Raw genomic sequence first — 16,211 nt, 5'->3', positions numbered from 1 at the left:
CGGCCAGCCTCGGGTGGTACGACGGAGGCAGGGCGTGTGGGCCACCGGGAGGAGCGCCGATGGCGAGGAGGCCCGAACGGCTGCTGCGGGGCGACGACTCGCCGCTGAGCGCCTCGTTCCTGGAGCTCTTCTTCGACCTGGCGTTCGTGCTCGCCCTCAGTCGGCTCACCGACCATCTGCTGCACGACCTCACAGTGCTCGGCGCGCTGCGTACCGCTCTGCTGTTGGGCGGGGTGTGGTGGATCTGGGTGACCACCACCTGGTTCGCCGACTGGTACGACCCGGACAGTCCGTGGGTCCGCTGGCTGCTTGTCGGTTCCGCGCTGGGCAGCCTGCTGGCCGGGGTGGCGATTTCGCAGGCGTTGGACGGGCGGGGTCTGCTCTTCGCCGGCGCGTACGTCGCGGTCCACATCGCCCGGGGCGTGGTGACCGCCTTCTCGCTGCGCGGTCACCCCCGGCAGAGGAGGGCGCTGCGGATCCTCTTCTGGTTCAGCGTCTCCGCCGTGCCGTGGCTGGTCGGCGGGTTCCTGCCGGAGTGGCGGGTGCCGCTGTGGCTGTTCGCTCTCGCTGTCGACTTCACCGGCCCACGAGTCGGCTGGCCCACCCCAAGGCTCGGACGGACGAACAGGCAGGAACTGCACCTGGCCGGCGAGCACTTCGCCGAGCGGTACCAGCAAATCATGATCATCGCGCTCGGTGAACTCGTCCTGGTCGCCGGCCTCTCGTACGCCGGCACCCACCTCGACCCTCCGCAGACCGCGGCCTTCCTGCTGGTCTTCGCCGCCGCGGTGCTCATCGGTCTGCTCTACGTGACGCCCGCCGGTCAGCGCCTGGGCCCGGCCATCGAGCAGGCCGACCCGACCCGGCTCGGCGTCATCATCGGCTACCTGCATCTCGTGATGGTCGCGGGGTTGGTGGTCACCGCCGTCGGGGCCGAACTGAGCATCGCCCATCCCACGAAGGCGAGTGACCTGACCGCAGGCGTCGTCATCCTGGGAGGTCCGGCGCTGTTCCTCCTCGGGCGGATCCTGTTCTCGTTGGCGATCCACCGGAGACTCTCCTGGCCCCGGGTCGCGGCCTTGGTCGTCATGTCCGGCGCGGCGGTGGTGCTGCGGCTGCCGCTGCTGGCGGTCAGCGCGGTCGCCACCGGGGTGGTGCTCACGGTGGTCCTCCTGGACCACGCCGGCATCCGCTCCTACCGTCGCATCCAAAATCCTGACTAAAGTCAGACGTATGGACACCGCGCTCATCGCCGCCGTGCGGCGGTTCAACCGGACAGTCACCCAACGTGTGGGTGCGCTCGACGACGAGTACATGGCCCAGGGGCGACCCCTCGGGCAGGCGCGTCTGCTCTGGGAGATCGGCCCCGCCGGCGCCGAGGTCGCCGCGCTACGGGCCCGGCTCGGCCTGGACTCCGGCCACCTCAGCCGACTGCTGCGCGCCCTGGAGAACGACGGCCTGGTCACCGTGGGACCGGCCGACCAGGCCGTAGGCGACGGCCGGGTACGCGTTGCCGCGCTCACCGACGCCGGCCGGATCCAATGGGCCGATCTGGACAAACGGTCGGACGACCTCGCCGCCTCGATCCTCGAACCGCTCACCGAGCGCCGGCGGGAACGACTCGTCGCCGCCATGGCCGAGGTCGAACGGCTGCTCGTCGGGTCGATGGTCGTCATCGAGGCATGCCCGCCGAGCGACAGGCGAGCCCGCGCCTGCCTGCGCGCCTACGCCCGGGAGATCGGACGACGGTTCGACGACGGATTCGACCCGGCACTGAGCAACCCGGTCCACGACGAGGCGCTCGTCCCGCCTGCCGGCGTGCTCCTGCTCGCCACCCTCAACAGCGAGCCGGTCGGCTGCGGCGCGGTCAAACTTCACCCGCACGGCCCCGCCGAGCTCAAACGCCTGTGGGTGGCCGACACCGTACGCGGGCTCGGCATCGGGCGACGACTGCTGGGCGAGCTGGAACGGTACGCCGCCGAGCGTGGCGCGACGGCGGTCCGGCTGGACACCAACCGCAACCTCACCGAGGCGATCGCCATGTACCGCTCGGCCGGCTATCGGGAGATCGAGGCGTACAACACCGAGCACTACGCCCACCACTGGTTCGAGAAGCAGCTGCGCCGGTGACGGTGGGGGTCCTGGCCGGCTATCCAGGTGGCGACGGCACCTCAGATGGACGTGCTCTCGCGCGGGCGGCGTCCGAAATGGCGACCCCGGCCAGGACAGCGGCGGCGGCGAGGGCGGCCACGATCGGCGGTACGAGGAGCAGCAGCGGCGTCAGGGCGGCCAGGGCGAGCAGCCCGACCGGCCGGTCCCGGGACACCCGGCTGAAGACCACGTACTCGAAGCGGGAGCGCCCGGCCAGGAACAGCGCCGGTCCGCCGAGGATGATCGCGATCCAGGCCGGTTCCGGATGCCCGGACGGATGGGCGACGACGAGTTCGGCGCCGACCGCCGCGACGACGACACCGGCCACCATGACCAGGTGGGCGTAGAACGCCGACAGTCCGAGGCGGGCCGGATCGGCGGAACTGGCGATGGCTGCCGCTGACAATTCCCCGGCGCGGTAGATGTAGATGCGCCAGAGCAGCACCGTGGCGGCGATCGACACCAGGAACGCCGTGGTCCGGGCGGGTGCGAAGCCGCTGCCGCCGAGGGTCGACGCGGAGACCAGGATCATCTCGCCCAGCGCGATGATGAAGAACTGTCGGTGACGTTCGGCCAGGTGTTCGGCCGCGCTCGGCAACTCCGCGGGCGGCGAGCGGCCCAGGCCGGGTGTCAGATAGCGGAGTTTGCCCGCCAGATAGTCGATGGCCACCGCCAGCACCCACAGCGCCTCCCGGGCGGTGCCGTGCACCAGTGCCCCCGCGATCCACGGCACAGCGGATACGCCGAACCAGATGACCACCCGTAGGGCGCCACGCTGCAGCTCGTGGCCCCGCAGGGCGATGAGAAGGCCGACGCTGCGACCGATCTGGACGGCGACGTACGCGCCCGCGAAGACCAGGGCCTGCGCTCCGAAGGCCTCCGGTAACGCGACAGCCATCAGCAGACTGCCGACCAGAGTCGCGATGACCAGCAGTTGTATCGTCGGCCGCTGCGGGTCGAACCGGTCCGGGACCGTCGCCGTGCTGCACCAGACCCACCACACCGCCAGCAACAGCACCAGCGTGTGGAAGGCGCCGCGCCAGGTGAGGTCCTGGCTGAGCACCTGCCCGAGCTGGACGAGCACGTAGACGAACGCCAGGTCGAAGAAGAGTTCCAGAAAGGTGGCCCGTTGCGGATCACCGGGCTTCCGTAGCAGCTTGCCCGCCCTGCTCGTCGTCATCGGCCCGCCCGTCCAGTGGCTTACGCGCGCTTCGCGGCATTCGTACCACGCGGCAGGGGTGAGCCAGCCGGCTATTCGACGGAGTCGAGGCGGTGGGCGGCGTTGGCGAACGACCTGACGAGTTCGGTCTCGCTGCCGGTGCGCCAGATCAGCCCCCACCGGCCCGGCGGGGCGTCAGAAATGGGCACGTACGCGATGTCCGGGCGCGCGTAGTAGCGAGCGGCCTGGGCGTGGACCGGCGAGACGGCTTCGCCCGTGACGAGGATCGGGATCATCTCCTGGAAGTTGGAGACGGACGGGCCGATGCGGATCAGGCGCCCGCTGGGTGTGCGCAGGGGCACCAGGATCTCCCGCCAGTAGTCCGGCCGGGCCCCGCCCATCACTGTCACGTCGGCCAGGTCCTCGTAGCAGACCGAGTCACGAGTGGCGAGCGGGTGGCTTGCCCCGACGGCCAGCACGATGGGTTCGGTGTAGATGACCGGGCCGACGGTGAGGTCCGGCTCCCTGACGGGCAACCACACGATCTGCACGTCGATGTCGCCGGCGCGCAGTTGAGCGAAGGGGTCGCCGAAGTCGACGTGCCGGAGCTGCACCTCGCACTCGGGGTGGTCCTGAGCGAACGCGTCGAACAACTCGCGGAAGTCGTGCAGGTTGACGGCGATCGACCCGACCCGCAGCACCCCGGTCCTGCCGCGGGCGGCGAGCCTGGCCCGGTCCATCCCCTCGCACAGGCCCCGGTACATGGGCTGGATGTCGTCGAAGAGCCGTTTACCGATCGGGGTCAGCGCCACCAGTCGGTTGTTCCGCTCGAACAGGGCGGCGCCGATCCGACGTTCCTGCTTCTTGATCGCCTGGCTGACCCGGGCCTGGGTCACGTGCAGCCGCTCGGCGGTGCGGGTGAAGTGCAGCTCCTCCGCCAGGGTCAGAAAGATTTCGATGTCTCGAAGCTCCACCGCTCATCTCGTTTCATGAATTAGCGAAGGGTTATGGCACGTTACCAGAAGTGATCTTGTGGACGGGCCTGTCGTCGCGCACGCTGATCCACGTCGGAGCGCGGAACACGCCTCAACCAAGGAGATGCTCGTGCGCAAGCTCGTGTACTACATCGCCGCCACCCTGGACGGCTTCATCGCCGGGCCCGACGGCGCCGACCCCACCGGCCCCGACGGCTTCTGGCCCATCCCGGACGACTACCTGCACCACCTCGTCACCGAATATCCGGAGACCCTGCCCGGCCCGGCCCGGCAGGCGTTCGGCATCACCGACCAGGGCAGCCGGTTCGACACCGTCCTGGAAGGGCGCCACTCCTACGAGGTGGGCCTGAAGGCGGGCGTGACCGACGCGTACCCGCACCTGCGCCACCTGGTGTTCTCCCGCACGCTCGGCGGCAGCCCGGACCCGGCCGTCGAGGTCCTGGACACCGACCCCATCGCCACCGTACGTGAGCTGAAGCGGCACGACGGCAAGGACGTCTGGGTGATCGGCGGCGGCGCCCTGGCCGGTGCCCTCTACCCGGAGATCGACAAGCTCATCGTCAAGCTGGCCCCGTTGACCATCGGCGCCGGCATCCCGCTCTTCGGCCGCGACGCCGTCTTCGCGCCGCGTACCTGGCGCCTGACCGACCACACGGTCCTGGGCAGCGGCGCGCTCTTCCTCACCTACACCCACGCCCAGACCGGAAACGAGCCCGCATGAGCACAGCCCTCGACACCGTCACGATCCGTCCCCTCACCGGGCCGGACGAGGTGGCGCTGTTCAACCGCCTGCCGTACACGATCAACCACGAACTCGCCGACGACCTCGCCGCGCAACGCCGGCGACCGGAGTGGATGTGGGTGGCGCTGCACGGGGACCGCCTGCTGGCCAGGGTCGCCTGGTGGGGCCGCGGCGACGACAGCAGCCCGCTGCTCCTGGACATCCTCGACGTCGACGACGGCACCGAAGACCTCACCGAGGTGGCGCGGGCGCTGTACGAGACGGCCGCGAGGCAGGTCCTGCCCGCGGGCGTCACCCCGCCGGAGTACGGCCGCTTCCTCCCGGCGGACTGGCGCGAGGACCCGGACACGTACCGGGCGGTGCGCACGAGGATGAGCGTCCTGGAGAGCACCGGCGCACGCCTGACCGTCGAACGGCTACGCCTCCAGTGGCGTCCCGACAGCGGCCTGCCCGCGCCCGACCCGCGTCTGGCCTTCCGCCCGGCCCTGGACACCGACGAGCTGGTCGCGCTGATGACCCGCGCCCTGGCCGGCACCCTGGACGCGCACAGCCGTACCGACCTCGCGCGGATGTCGCCGGACGAGGCCGCGCTCAAGCACTACGAGCAGGAACTCGCCACGTACTCCAGCCCTCGGCAATGGTGGCGGATCGGCACGTTGGGTGAGAACGGTGAGCCGGTCGGGTTCGTCATTCCGGCCCGCAACGCGTACCACCCGGTGATCGCCTATCTCGGCGTCGTCCCCGAACACCGGGGCCACGGCTACGTCGACGGCCTTCTCGCCGAGGGCACCCGAATCCTGGCCGCCGAGGACGTCCCCCGCATCCGCGCCGCCACCGACCTGGGCAACGTGCCCATGGCAGCGGCGTTCGCCCGTGCCGGTTACGTCAACTTCGAACGGGCCATCAACATGGCCTGGCAGTGAGCCGCGGCCCGGCATCCGTTCTCCTCCCGGGCGGGATAAAGGTGCGCGACGACTCGGGACCGGGCTCTACGCTCCGCACCATGTTCGCACCAGTGAAGATCATTTCGGGTGGTCTGGAGATTCGTGAGTTCGGGCCGCAGGACGCCGCCCAGGTGGCGGCGTTCGTGGCGGCCGACGATCGGACGGCGCTGCCGCCCGGCGCACCGCAAACCGTCGCCGAGGTGGACGAGTGGCTGACCGGGACGGTGCGCCGACGGCTGGACGGCGACGGTGTGCTCCTGGCACTTCTGGACGCGGCCAGTGGCGAGATCGTTGGCAGCATCGGGTTGCGTGACATCGACTGGAGGGCCGGACGCGGCGAAATCGGCTACGGGGTGCGGGCCAGTCGTCGCGGCCGAGGCTATGCGGCCACGGCGGCCCGCGTGGTCGGCCGATGGGCGCTCACCGACGGCGGAATGCGACGTGTCCAGTTGCGCTCCCGGGTCGACAACATCGCTTCCCTACGGGTCGCGGAGAAGGCCGGATACCAGCGGGAGGGCACCCTACGGATGGCCGACTGGGATGGCGAGAAGACGCATGACCTGGCCGTCTTCTCGATGATCTCGACAGACGTCGGAACGGTCGACGCCACCCGCTGACCCGACGCCTGCGGGAGCCGGACGTTGCGTTGCCGGGCCGCTGGTGCCCCATCGGCACCAGCGGCCCGTCGGTGCGCTCGATCAGCCCTTCACCGCGCCGGCGGTGAGCCCTTCGGTGAGGAAGCGCTGCCCGAAGGCGTACATGACGACCACGGGGATGCTGACGAGCAGCGACGCGGCGGCGAGTTGTCCTTGCGGCACCACATCTCCAGCGATCATCGATTGCATCCCCACGGGGAGCGTCTTGTACTCGTCCTTCGTGATGAACACGAAGGCGAAGAGGAACTCGTTCCAGGCATTGGTCAGGGTGAAGAGCGCGACCGCCAGCAGCCCTGGCTTGGCCAGCGGCAGCACCACCCGGCGGAACGCCTGGACGCGGGTGCAGCCGTCCACGAGCGCGGCCTCCTCCAGCTCGACGGGGATCGACGAGAAGTACCCGACCAGCAGCCAGGTGGCGAACGGAAGCGTGAAGGTCGGGTAGGTCAGCACCAGCGACCACAACGAGTCGGTGAGCCGTACGCCGATGAGCATCTGGTACAGCGGGATGAACAGCAGCGCGCCCGGCATCACGTAGGTGAGCAGCACCGTGACGGTGAAGCCCTGCGCCCCGCGGAACCGCAGCCGGGCCAACGCGTACCCCGCCAGGGCGGCGCAGACCAGTGCCACAGCGGTGGACGCCACGGACACCAGCAGGGTGTTGAGGTACCAGCGGCCGAATGGCTGGTTGTCGAACAGCGCACCGAACTGCTCAAACGTCCACGGCGTCGGCCACAGGTCCTGGGTGCGCATGACGACCTGGCCCTCGGACTTGAAGGCCGTGACGGCGATCCAGTACAGCGGGCCCAGCACGAAGACGAGCAACCCGGCCAGCGCGACACCGGACCCCAGGCCCGACACCACTGACGACGCCCGGCGACCACCCCGGGACTGGAGGGCCGAGACCACCCGGCCGACCGCCGCCGCGATCAGCAGGATCACCCCGAGGACGACCGCCGCCTTCCAGAAGATCTGTGGCGATGCCCAGGCCAGCAGACCGGTGACGACCGCGGCCACGACCCACGGCAGCGCCTTCCGCGCCGTCCGGGCCCACCGCCCCGTCCTGATCGACCGTGCGGTCCGGCGTCGCCGGGGCAGTTTGACGTTTGTGTCCTGGCGCAGCAGTCGGACCAGGACGAACACCAGTCCGCCGATGATCGGGAGCATGACGAGGGTGGCCGCCGCCCCCGCGCCGTACTGCAACTGCAGGATCGCCTTCGAGTAGGCGACGAGCACGTACGGCGCGGTCACGTCGCCGGGGCCGCCCTGCGTCAACAACCAGACGAGGTCGAAGTTGTTGAACGTCCAGATCGACGACAGGGTCACCGTCACGGTGATCACGTGGCGCAGTCCGGGCAGCGTCACGTTGGCGAACCGCTGCCACGACGAGGCGCCGTCGATTGTCGCCGCCTCGTAGAGGTCCGCCGGGATGGCCTTCAACCCCGCGAGGAAACACACGGTGAAGAACGGCACCCCCTTCCAGACGTTGACCAGGATCACCGACGGCATGGCCAGCGACGGCTCGGACAGCCAACCCGCGGGCCAGCTCTCGACCAGGTGCGCGCTTGCCAGCAGCGGCCCGATCCCCGAGGCGGTGAGCACCGTGTTGACGCTGCCGAAGATCGGGTCGAGCAGCGAGCGCCAACTGAACGCCGTCACCACGGTCGGCACCACCCACGGCAGCAGGAGCAGCCCGGCCAGCACCGCCCGCCCACGACGCCGCTGGTGCAGCAGCAGGGCCGCAGACAACCCCAGCACCACCTTGAAGACCTCGGCGTACGCGGTGAAGACGAACGAGTTCACCACGCCGGTGTGGAACTGCTCGTCACCGGCGAGGGCGAGGTAGTTGTCCAAGCCGACGAACACGGTGTCCTGCCCGTGCCGTTCGGTGGTGCTGGTGACCATGGACCGGACGATCGGCACGAGAACGAGACCACCGACAAGCACGGCCATGGGTGCCAGGAACAGGGCCCCCAGCCGCCAGTCACGACCCAGCCGCCGCTGCGTGGCGGTGAGAGAGCCGGGTCCCGGCGGCCGCGAACTCGTCGCCGCCGGGACCCGCGCAGGGCGGACGGACCTCACCGCGGCAGCCCCTGCTGGTTGAAGATCTGCACCATCTTCGCGTGGGCGGCCGTCACGGCCTGCGCCGGCGCCGTGCCCTGAACGATCTGCTGCATCATGTCGGTGAGGACGTAGGCCGCCCCGACGGCCTGCTGGCCCGCGCTGGCCTTCTGCGGGAAGGCCAGGCCGTTCTTCGTGTTCAGCGGCAGCGACAGTTCGGTGATCCTACGCAGCATCGGGAACGCCGGGTCGCCGCTGGTGAAGAACGGGTCGGCGTCCCAGACCTTCTCCCAGGCGGGCATCACCAGGCCGGGCGCCTCCTTCGCCACCCCGAGCAGCGCTGGCGCGCTGACCAGGTACTGCGCCAGGAGCTTGGCGAGCGCCGGGTTCTTGGCGCCCTTGAAGACGACGAAACCCTGCGACTGGCCGAGCAGCAGAGGATTTTTCGTCGCCGGCCCGATGCAGTCGGAGAACACGTGGGTGTTCGCGTAGACCGGGTTCTTCTTGGTCCGGGAGTCCGCGTAGACGCTGAACTGGTTGCGGGTGTAGCCAAGGACCCCGGCGAGCCAGTTCTCGTTGTTGCTGGTGTCGGTCCAGCTCGCCACCCCGGGCGGCAGCATCGGCTTGTACTTGGGATTGGTGTAGATGTCGCCCAGGAAGGTGGCCGCCTGCACCGTTTCGGGGGAGTCGAACGTGACCTTCCTGCCGTCGTTCGAGGCGATCGACCCGCCGTACGCGTTGATCAGCGCCTCGATCATGCCGTTGCCGTCACCGGACCGGTTCACCGTCATGCCCCAGCCGAACCGGCGCTTGGCCGGATCGGAGATCTCCAGGCACAGGTCCCGCAGCTCCTCCCAGCTGTAGATGTCCTTGGGGGCGATGCCCTTGTCCTGCATCCAGTCCTTGCGCAGGAACGACCCGATCCCGATGAAGTGGTACGGGATGGCGAACCACTTGCCGTCGAAGACGCAGAAGTTCTTGGCCTCGGCGCAGGGTTCGCCGTACCTGGCGGTCAGCGCCTGGACGACGTCCGTCACGTCCTCCAGGTCGCCAAGCGCCTGGAACTGCGCGACGAACCGCGAGTCGGTCATGAACGCCAGGTCACGCGCCACCCCGCCCTTGACCTCGGCATCGATCTTGGCTACCACATCACCGGCGTCGGCCTGGACCAGACTGTTCTCGATCTTCGTTCCGGTGGTGTCGGCGAACTTCTTGATCGAGCTGTCGAGCGCTTCGTTCGCCGCAGTCGAGTACAGCTTCTGCGACAGCATTCCCATCGAGGAGCCCTTCATCGCCGCCGCGGCGTCGATCAGCTCCTGCGGAACCTCCGGCTGCACCTTGCTTGGTGACTCGGAGCTTCCCCCGCACGCGGCCAGACCGGCCGCGCCGAGCACCCCCACCCCCATCCCCAGAAAGCCGCGCCGGGACCAAGCCGGGTTGTCCTCCATGGCCATTCGCCCTCCTTCATTTCGGCACCGCTGGACGCCGAAGGAGTTCATGGCGAACACTGCGATGCTCGTGCTCCAGGTGTGTCTCCGGGCCGGCGACCGCTGGCACGTCGCCGCATCGATCAATGCGTTCGCGTACTCGTCGTTGGAGCTGGTGGGGTTGCCCCGGTCGGGCCACGGGACCACCACCGTTCGAGATTTCGAACTGAGTTCGAGATACCGCATCGAGTGGTCGCGACGCTAGAGCAGCATCCTGATGGATGTCAATGTTTCGATGGTGTTTCGACCGAAAGCGCGAGGCCGGCTATCGAGGCTGGGCCCGGTAGCCCATGCGGGTGGACAGCGCCGCGGCGCCCTCGCGAACCAGCCCGGTCCACCGCACGTGCGCCTCCGGCGTCCAGCGGATGATCGGTGCGGACAGGCTCATCCCGGCGATCGTCGCACCGGAATGATCGCGAACCGCCGCGGCGACGCAGCGCATGGCGCTGTCCGACTCGCCGATGTCGACAGCGACGCTCTCCGCCCGGACGCGTTCGAGATGGGCACGCAGGCGGTCCGGGTCGGTGATGCTGTCCGGCGTCATGCCCGGCAGGTCGCCCTTCGTCAGGACGGCGTCCAGGGCCGCCTGGTCGAGGCCCGACAGCAGCACCTTGCCGACCGCCGTGCAGTGCGCCGGCAACCGCCGCCCGACCGCGGAGACCATCCGGACCGGGTGCGTGCTGTCGAACTTGACGAGGTAGATGACATCGGCGCCGTCGAGCACGGCCACGTGGACCGCCTCGTCGCACGCGGCGGCCACGTCCCGCGCCACGCACTGTGCCTCGCGGACCAGGTCGAGCCGGCCGGCGAACGCCGCGCCGAGCTGGAACAGCGGCATGCCGAGCCGATAGTGCACCGGCTGGCCCGGGACGGAGATCAGGTACGAGCGAGCCTCGAGCGTGACGAGCAGTTCGTGGACTGTGGTGCGGGGCAGGTCGAGCCGCTCCATCACCTGGCGGGCCGACAGTTGGGGGTGGTCCAGGAACAGTTCGAGGATGTCGAGTGCGCGGATGACCGCCGATACCACACGGGCCATGTCGATAGTCCCTTCGAAATGCCGGACCCGTGTCAGCGAGATCCACACGGACCAGCACCTGAAGAGGATAACCGCGTCAGCCCCGGCACGGGCTGCGGCGACGAGCGTGCCGCCCGCCACGGACTCGTGGCGGGCGGCACGGTTGGCGCGTGCTCTCAGACCATCAGGAGATGGTCACGTCGCTGTAGTAGTAGTGCAAAATTGCCTGGTAGGTCTTGCCCGCGTTCGCGAGATCACGCGAGCCGTACTGCGACATCCAGTTCCCGTCCACCCAGCCACCGCACGCGGTCGTGGTCGCGCAGTAGTGCGCCCGCAGGATGTTGCCGCTCCGGGTCATCCGGGTCGACCAGGTGCGGTCCACCGCGGCCGACGTCGATGCCACTGCGGACGACGGCCGGTAGACCTGGTCGTTGGTGTTGTCAGCGACGTCGTAGCACTGCCCGGAGGGCGTCTTCCGGGTCGAGTGCAGCGCCCAGTACCAGGCGTAGCTCTTGACGGCCATGGCACCGGCGTCAAGCGAGGCTGCCGGCCAACTCGTCACCCACTCGTTCGGAAGGACATTCTTGACGTACGTCTTGAAGTCCACCCGGTCGACCCGCCCGAGACTCACCCGGTACACCAGGATGGTGGTGGGCAGCTTGCTGTTGGTGCCGTCAGTGCTGCACCCCGTCGGACCGCCCGTCAACAGGTCGTGCGAGGCGTTGTTGTTCTTCAGCGTGGCGTTGAGATTGCCCTTGGCACCGGCCGCGAAGTCCTGGCTCGCACCGGCGAAGTTGCTGTTGAAGTAGACCCGCACGGTCTTGGAGGTGCGGTTCCACACCGACGCGGCGTTGTTCTTCACACACAGGCCCTTGCCGCTGCCCGCGCCCTTGAACTCGTAGCAGGACGGCTGGGTCGTGCCGTAGTCGTCCTGGGAGTCGGTGAAGTCGGAGACCGAGCCGGCCTGGTTGCTGTTGTAGTAGTAGCAGAACTCGCCGCTGTCGCAGACACCGTCCCGTGCGGCCGCCTGTGCCGGCGAGGCGACGGTCAGGATGGAGATGGACATGGCGAGGACGGTGCCGACGACGGCGAGGCCCTTGCGAAGATTCACGGTGTCCTACTTCTCGTTGTAGCCCTGGGAGTTCCAGAACGAGGTCGGGTCGGCGTTGTCCAGGGTGGAGTCACCGACACTGACGGCCGCGTGGGTCTGCCGGCCGGCCCGGACCTCGACGTGGGTGTGCGCGCCGGAGCTGGAGGAAACCCCGTGCCACGACTCGTCGGCGATGATCTCGCCCTTGCTGATGGCGTCGCCCACGCTCACGCCGGACCTCGGCGCGGTGTGCAGGTAGATCACCGACTTGTTGAGCGAGGAGTTGTAGACGGAGATCGTGGACAGGCCGCCGCTGCCGGTGCTGCCCTGCGCGACGTAGATGACCGTCCCGGAGACCAGGGCGTGCACGTCCGAGCCGACGCTGCGGGCGATGTCGATGCCCTCGTGCCGGCCGGGCGTGGTGGTGTAACCGTCGAAGCCGCACGTGACAGTGCCGCCGCTGGCCTGGTACAGGGCGTACGACATGTTCGTGCGCGTCGACGGCGAGAACTGGTGCGAGGCGTTGTTGTTCTTCAGCGTGGCGTTGAGGTTGCCCTTCGCGCCGGCCGCGAAGTCCTGGTAAGAACCGGCGTACCCGCTGTTGAAGTAGACGCGCACGGTCTTGGTGCTGCGGTTCCAGACCGAGGCGGCCTCGTTCTTGATGCACAGGCCCTTGCCGGCGCCAGCGCCCTTGAAGTCGTAGCACGAGGGCTGCTCGGTGCCGTAGTCGTCGAGCGATCCGGTGAAGTCCGAGATCGATCCCGCGTTGTCGCTGTTGTAGTAGTAGCAGAACTCACCGCTGTCGCAGATCCCGTCGCGGGCAGCCGCGGACGCCGGCGAGGCGACGCTCAGGATCGAGGTGGACATCGCGAGCGCGGTGCCGACGACGGCGAGACTCTTACGAATGTTCATGGTGTCCTTTCAGAAACGGTGAGGGGGTGCGGGTCACTGCGCGCGTTGGTACTGCTCCCAGGTCCTGATCGGGACCTGGGGGCCGTCGTCCGGGCCGCGGTTGGCCAGGCCGTTCATGCCGAGGTGGTAGTCGCCGACCTGGTGTTGCGCCTGGCTCGACAGGTCGGTGTCGCTGATCGCCGTGGCATGGATGTGCCACGGCCAGTCACCCTGACTCGGATCACGGACCCAGGCGGCGAAGCCGACCTGCCGCAGAGCCTTGGCGACGGCGGTGCGCTTCGCCGCGGTCATGCCGGCGACCGAGATGTCCACGACACCCCCGCCGTCGTGCGTACCGGCCGAGGTCGGGTCACCCCCGGGGTTGTACGAGCCCTGCTCCAGCACCAGGGAGTAACCGAGCAGACGCTGGGCCTCGGCCAGCATCGCCTGGGTACGGGCATTGACGACGTACCCGTCCCGCTGGACCTTCGCGCCCGGTCCGATGGTGTTGGCGACGGTGTACCGGTTCAGCCCGAGCTTCGTCAGCGACGTCGTGCCGGGCAGCCCGTTCGCGGCCAGGCCCGTGTAGCCGAGCGAGCGCTGGTAGGCCGCGTACGCCGAGATGGTCACGGTGCCGAAGTAGCCGTCGACCCACTGCGCGTCCAGCAGGCCCTGCGCCTGGAGCGCCTGCTCCACGGCGAGCACGGAGCTCTTCGCGCCGGTGGTCAGGGTGTTGTCGGCGCGGCGGGGGTCGATCTGGGCGGCCAGGACGGTCGCCTCCATGTTCACGACGGGCCGCGCGGCAGTGGTGACGCTCGGCTGGGCTCTGACGCCTGATGGCGCGCCAGAGGCATGGGCCGGGACGCCGACGGCACCGCAGAGCGCGGCCAGCCCGACGGCTATCCAGGGACGGCGCATAGACGGTCCTCCTCGAAGGTGAGTCACGTTGGGAACGGACATCACTGTGCGAGAAGGGGCCACCTGTTCGGTACCCCGCTGCCCTGTCAGATTCGTCAGGCCCGCACCGACCTCGATCGATGCGGTGTTGTCAGTTCGGCGGGCGCCCGGGACTGACATCGAGCCGTCGAGCCCTGACACCCCCCCGACGACCCGCGACCCGGAGAACCGGCCGCGGTCGGCGGCTCGGCGGCCCTGACCGCGCCCGCCGCCGGACGCGCTCAGGCGACGACGTTGACCATGAAGTAGACCGGCCTACGGCTGGGGAAGAACTCCTGCCCGTGCTCGTCGACCATCTTCCAACTGACCCAGCACTTCCCGGGGCGGTCCGGCGCGGTGACCTGAACACTGATGTTGACCTTCTCGCCGGGCGGCGTGTCGCCGATCGGCACCCGATCCGGCACCCGGCAACCGTCCGCGTCAGCGGTCGGGTTCGTCCGCGCCAGGAAGCGGTTGTGCCAGTCGACCTTCCCCACGTTCGCGAGCGTCCACACCTTCACAAAGGTGGCGTTCACCGGCACCTGCGTACCGTCGGGGATGGTGGCGTCGGCAACGAACTTGCTCGAGTCCCCGGCAATCAACGCGTCCGAGAACGGTGTCGCTGTCGGCGACGCGCTCGCCGCGCCGGCGCCATTCGAGGACGACCGGTCGCGGATGATGACGCCCACGGCGGCGACCGACACCACCACCATCACCGCGGCGGCCGCGAGCCACGGTGACCGGTGCCGTCGCCCGTCCGTGGCCCGATCCTCCGCCGCCCGCGGGTCCTCGACGCCCCGCAGCGCGCGCTGGCCCGGCACCTGGCCGGAGGGTGCGGCATCGTCGGACATCACCGACCGACCGGCCGACGGAGTCTCCGCGGGGTCAGACGTGGCGGTGGTGCCGCCGGCCAGGTCGGTGCCCACCGTGTTGCGGGCATCGACGTCGGTCGGGAAGTCGCTGCCGACCGGCGCCGGTTCGCCGGCCGGGACGGCGCGGACCGTCACCTGACGCTGAGCGTCCTCCCAGGCGCGCCGCCACTGGGCCTCGTCAGCCTCGCAGGCGCGGACGAACTCGCGCGTGGTCTCCCAGGAGGGGAACCTCGTTCCAGCGGCAGCCTCGTGCAGTGTCGTGTGCGAGATCCGGCCCGACCGCCCCGCCATCTTCCGGAACGACGGGTTGCCTACGGCGTTGCGCAGCGTCCGCAACTGTTCGGCGAATTCCTCCGCGGCCACCCGGTCCTGGATCGACTCGGCGGCAGCACGCTGGTCTTCCATCCGTCCCCCATGTCAGACATCGTCGTCAGCCGTTGTCAGGGCGTGTAAGAGGGTACCGAACGGCCCTCGTCAACGATCACCGTGATGGATGAAGACGCCGGGCGCGACGGTCCCGGTGCATCCGAGGAGGTCACCGATGAAGAGCCTTTCCCGACGTGGGGTGCGCATCCTCGCGGCCGCCGGGCTGGCGATGCCCGCCGCGCTGGTGGTCGCCGGTCCCGCCTACGCCGAGACCAACCCGCGCTGCGCGAGCTCGGTGCAGATCGGCGCCACCGCGTACGTCACGGTCGGTGGGCAGACCGCCGCATCGGTCAAGCAGTACAAGGGGTGCGGAAAGAACTACGCCTACACGTACGTGTGGCAGCAGTACCGGGCGAGCCACGGCTCGTACCAGGTCTGCACCTCGATCGTGACCGGGAACACCCTGCGCGACCTGCAGTGCTCAAGCGGGCCGGACGTCTGGTCCTCAGGCGCCAACACGCTGTCGGTGTGCACCCGGGCGCTCGGCGGGATCTCCGACGTGGCGCAGAAGGAGACCGCAGAGCGCTGCTGATCGGCGAGCCCGAACGCGGCCGGTCCCTCTGTTGAGTCCGTGCCCCGCGACCGAGCGGCCGACGGCGTGTCACGTCACGGCCGGGATCTGCACGCCGGCAGCCGGTCGGTCGCGGGACGCCGATGATGCGCGACGGAGGCTTTGACCGGCCCTCGCGGAGGGGCCGGGCCGCGACCGGCCCCTCTGCCACGGCAGATGGAAGCCTGGCATTATGCCTGGAGCGCCAGCCGACCCTCGGTCAGGCCGATGCCCAAAAG

General features: G+C 69.4%; 16 protein-coding genes. 7 read left to right on the top strand and 9 right to left on the bottom strand.

Annotation, left to right across the window (positions count from 1 at the left end; all coding sequences use genetic code 11):
- Positions 1–59: 59 nt before the first annotated feature.
- Together AB0F61_RS08785 and AB0F61_RS08780 are read left to right on the top strand one after the other, a co-directional pair.
- Positions 60–1,223, top strand: coding sequence for a low temperature requirement protein A (locus AB0F61_RS08785; RefSeq protein ID WP_357805403.1), 1,164 nt, complete (start codon positions 60–62; stop codon positions 1,221–1,223).
- A 10-nt stretch (positions 1,224–1,233) separates the two neighbouring features.
- Positions 1,234–2,130 carry a helix-turn-helix domain-containing GNAT family N-acetyltransferase gene (locus AB0F61_RS08780; RefSeq protein WP_357805400.1) on the top strand — a complete coding sequence of 299 codons (897 nt, stop codon included), beginning with the start codon at positions 1,234–1,236 and terminating at the stop codon, positions 2,128–2,130.
- Positions 2,131–2,149: 19 nt separating this feature from the next.
- On the opposite strand, the gene AB0F61_RS08775 is transcribed toward AB0F61_RS08780, so the two are convergent.
- Together AB0F61_RS08775 and AB0F61_RS08770 are read right to left on the bottom strand one after the other, a co-directional pair.
- Positions 2,150–3,331: a low temperature requirement protein A gene (locus AB0F61_RS08775; RefSeq protein WP_357805397.1), complete on the bottom strand. Its 1,182-nt coding sequence runs from the start codon at positions 3,329–3,331 to the stop codon at positions 2,150–2,152.
- A gap of 71 nt (positions 3,332–3,402) precedes the next feature.
- Positions 3,403–4,284, bottom strand: a complete 882-nt coding sequence (locus AB0F61_RS08770) for a LysR family transcriptional regulator (RefSeq protein ID WP_357805394.1) — start codon at positions 4,282–4,284, stop codon at positions 3,403–3,405.
- A gap of 130 nt (positions 4,285–4,414) precedes the next feature.
- Between AB0F61_RS08770 and AB0F61_RS08765 the strand changes: the two genes are divergently transcribed.
- The 3 genes from AB0F61_RS08765 (at position 4,415) to AB0F61_RS08755 (ending at position 6,608) form a co-directional block, all read left to right on the top strand.
- Entirely contained in the window at positions 4,415–5,026 is a 612-nt protein-coding gene (locus tag AB0F61_RS08765; RefSeq protein WP_357805391.1) for a dihydrofolate reductase family protein, read from the top strand.
- Entirely contained in the window at positions 5,023–5,970 is a 948-nt protein-coding gene (locus AB0F61_RS08760) for a GNAT family N-acetyltransferase (protein WP_357805389.1), read from the top strand. Before AB0F61_RS08765 ends, AB0F61_RS08760 begins: the two co-directional genes overlap by 4 nt.
- An 80-nt stretch (positions 5,971–6,050) precedes the next feature.
- A complete protein-coding gene (locus tag AB0F61_RS08755) occupies positions 6,051–6,608 on the top strand; it encodes a GNAT family N-acetyltransferase (RefSeq protein WP_357805386.1) in 558 nt (185 codons plus the stop codon).
- A gap of 81 nt (positions 6,609–6,689) precedes the next feature.
- Here the strand turns inward: AB0F61_RS08755 and AB0F61_RS08750 are convergent, their stop codons facing one another.
- Together AB0F61_RS08750 and AB0F61_RS08745 are read right to left on the bottom strand one after the other, a co-directional pair.
- Positions 6,690–8,597 carry an ABC transporter permease subunit gene (locus tag AB0F61_RS08750; protein ID WP_357805384.1) on the bottom strand — a complete coding sequence of 636 codons (1,908 nt, stop codon included), beginning with the start codon at positions 8,595–8,597 and terminating at the stop codon, positions 6,690–6,692.
- Positions 8,598–8,722: 125 nt separating this feature from the next.
- The gene (locus AB0F61_RS08745) at positions 8,723–10,159 is read right to left on the bottom strand and encodes an extracellular solute-binding protein (RefSeq protein ID WP_357805381.1); all 1,437 of its coding nucleotides are present in this window, start codon (positions 10,157–10,159) and stop codon (positions 8,723–8,725) included.
- Between the two features lie 43 nt (positions 10,160–10,202).
- Here AB0F61_RS08745 and AB0F61_RS08740 point away from each other — a divergent pair, with 43 nt between their 5' ends.
- Positions 10,203–10,397, top strand: coding sequence for a hypothetical protein (locus AB0F61_RS08740; RefSeq protein ID WP_357805378.1), 195 nt, complete (start codon positions 10,203–10,205; stop codon positions 10,395–10,397).
- A gap of 60 nt (positions 10,398–10,457) precedes the next feature.
- Here the strand turns inward: AB0F61_RS08740 and AB0F61_RS08735 are convergent, their stop codons facing one another.
- From AB0F61_RS08735 to AB0F61_RS08715, 5 genes are all read right to left on the bottom strand, one after another.
- Entirely contained in the window at positions 10,458–11,228 is a 771-nt protein-coding gene (locus tag AB0F61_RS08735) for an IclR family transcriptional regulator (protein ID WP_357805375.1), read from the bottom strand.
- A gap of 163 nt (positions 11,229–11,391) precedes the next feature.
- Complete coding sequence (locus AB0F61_RS08730) at positions 11,392–12,318, bottom strand: SpoIID/LytB domain-containing protein (RefSeq protein ID WP_357805371.1); 927 nt, start codon at positions 12,316–12,318, stop codon at positions 11,392–11,394.
- A 6-nt stretch (positions 12,319–12,324) separates the two neighbouring features.
- Positions 12,325–13,209, bottom strand: coding sequence for a peptidase inhibitor family I36 protein (locus tag AB0F61_RS08725; RefSeq protein WP_357805368.1), 885 nt, complete (start codon positions 13,207–13,209; stop codon positions 12,325–12,327).
- A 33-nt stretch (positions 13,210–13,242) separates the two neighbouring features.
- Entirely contained in the window at positions 13,243–14,106 is an 864-nt protein-coding gene (locus AB0F61_RS08720) for a peptidoglycan-binding protein (protein WP_357805365.1), read from the bottom strand.
- A 260-nt stretch (positions 14,107–14,366) separates the two neighbouring features.
- Positions 14,367–15,401, bottom strand: coding sequence for an NBR1-Ig-like domain-containing protein (locus AB0F61_RS08715; RefSeq protein WP_357805362.1), 1,035 nt, complete (start codon positions 15,399–15,401; stop codon positions 14,367–14,369).
- A gap of 136 nt (positions 15,402–15,537) precedes the next feature.
- Between AB0F61_RS08715 and AB0F61_RS08710 the strand changes: the two genes are divergently transcribed.
- Positions 15,538–15,954, top strand: a complete 417-nt coding sequence (locus AB0F61_RS08710) for a hypothetical protein (protein WP_357805359.1) — start codon at positions 15,538–15,540, stop codon at positions 15,952–15,954.
- The last annotated feature ends 257 nt before the right edge of the window (positions 15,955–16,211 follow it).

This window comes from Micromonospora sp. NPDC023888 (assembly GCF_040639415.1).
Taxonomy (GTDB): Bacteria; Actinomycetota; Actinomycetes; order Mycobacteriales; family Micromonosporaceae; genus Micromonospora.
The sequence above is the reverse complement of the archived record's forward strand: the minus strand, read 5'-3'. Positions and strand labels throughout refer to the sequence as shown.

Coding starts and splice junctions, on each gene's coding strand:
- AB0F61_RS08785 (WP_357805403.1), top strand. CDS start 60: ATGGCGAGGAGGCCCGAACGGCTGCTGCGGGGCGACGACTCGCCGCTG.
- AB0F61_RS08780 (WP_357805400.1), top strand. CDS start 1,234: ATGGACACCGCGCTCATCGCCGCCGTGCGGCGGTTCAACCGGACAGTC.
- AB0F61_RS08775 (WP_357805397.1), bottom strand. CDS start 3,331: ATGACGACGAGCAGGGCGGGCAAGCTGCTACGGAAGCCCGGTGATCCG.
- AB0F61_RS08760 (WP_357805389.1), top strand. CDS start 5,023: ATGAGCACAGCCCTCGACACCGTCACGATCCGTCCCCTCACCGGGCCG.
- AB0F61_RS08755 (WP_357805386.1), top strand. CDS start 6,051: ATGTTCGCACCAGTGAAGATCATTTCGGGTGGTCTGGAGATTCGTGAG.
- AB0F61_RS08750 (WP_357805384.1), bottom strand. CDS start 8,597: ATGGCCGTGCTTGTCGGTGGTCTCGTTCTCGTGCCGATCGTCCGGTCC.
- AB0F61_RS08745 (WP_357805381.1), bottom strand. CDS start 10,159: ATGGCCATGGAGGACAACCCGGCTTGGTCCCGGCGCGGCTTTCTGGGG.
- AB0F61_RS08740 (WP_357805378.1), top strand. CDS start 10,203: ATGGCGAACACTGCGATGCTCGTGCTCCAGGTGTGTCTCCGGGCCGGC.
- AB0F61_RS08735 (WP_357805375.1), bottom strand. CDS start 11,228: ATGGCCCGTGTGGTATCGGCGGTCATCCGCGCACTCGACATCCTCGAA.
- AB0F61_RS08725 (WP_357805368.1), bottom strand. CDS start 13,209: ATGAACATTCGTAAGAGTCTCGCCGTCGTCGGCACCGCGCTCGCGATG.
- AB0F61_RS08720 (WP_357805365.1), bottom strand. CDS start 14,106: ATGCGCCGTCCCTGGATAGCCGTCGGGCTGGCCGCGCTCTGCGGTGCC.
- AB0F61_RS08715 (WP_357805362.1), bottom strand. CDS start 15,401: ATGGAAGACCAGCGTGCTGCCGCCGAGTCGATCCAGGACCGGGTGGCC.
- AB0F61_RS08710 (WP_357805359.1), top strand. CDS start 15,538: ATGAAGAGCCTTTCCCGACGTGGGGTGCGCATCCTCGCGGCCGCCGGG.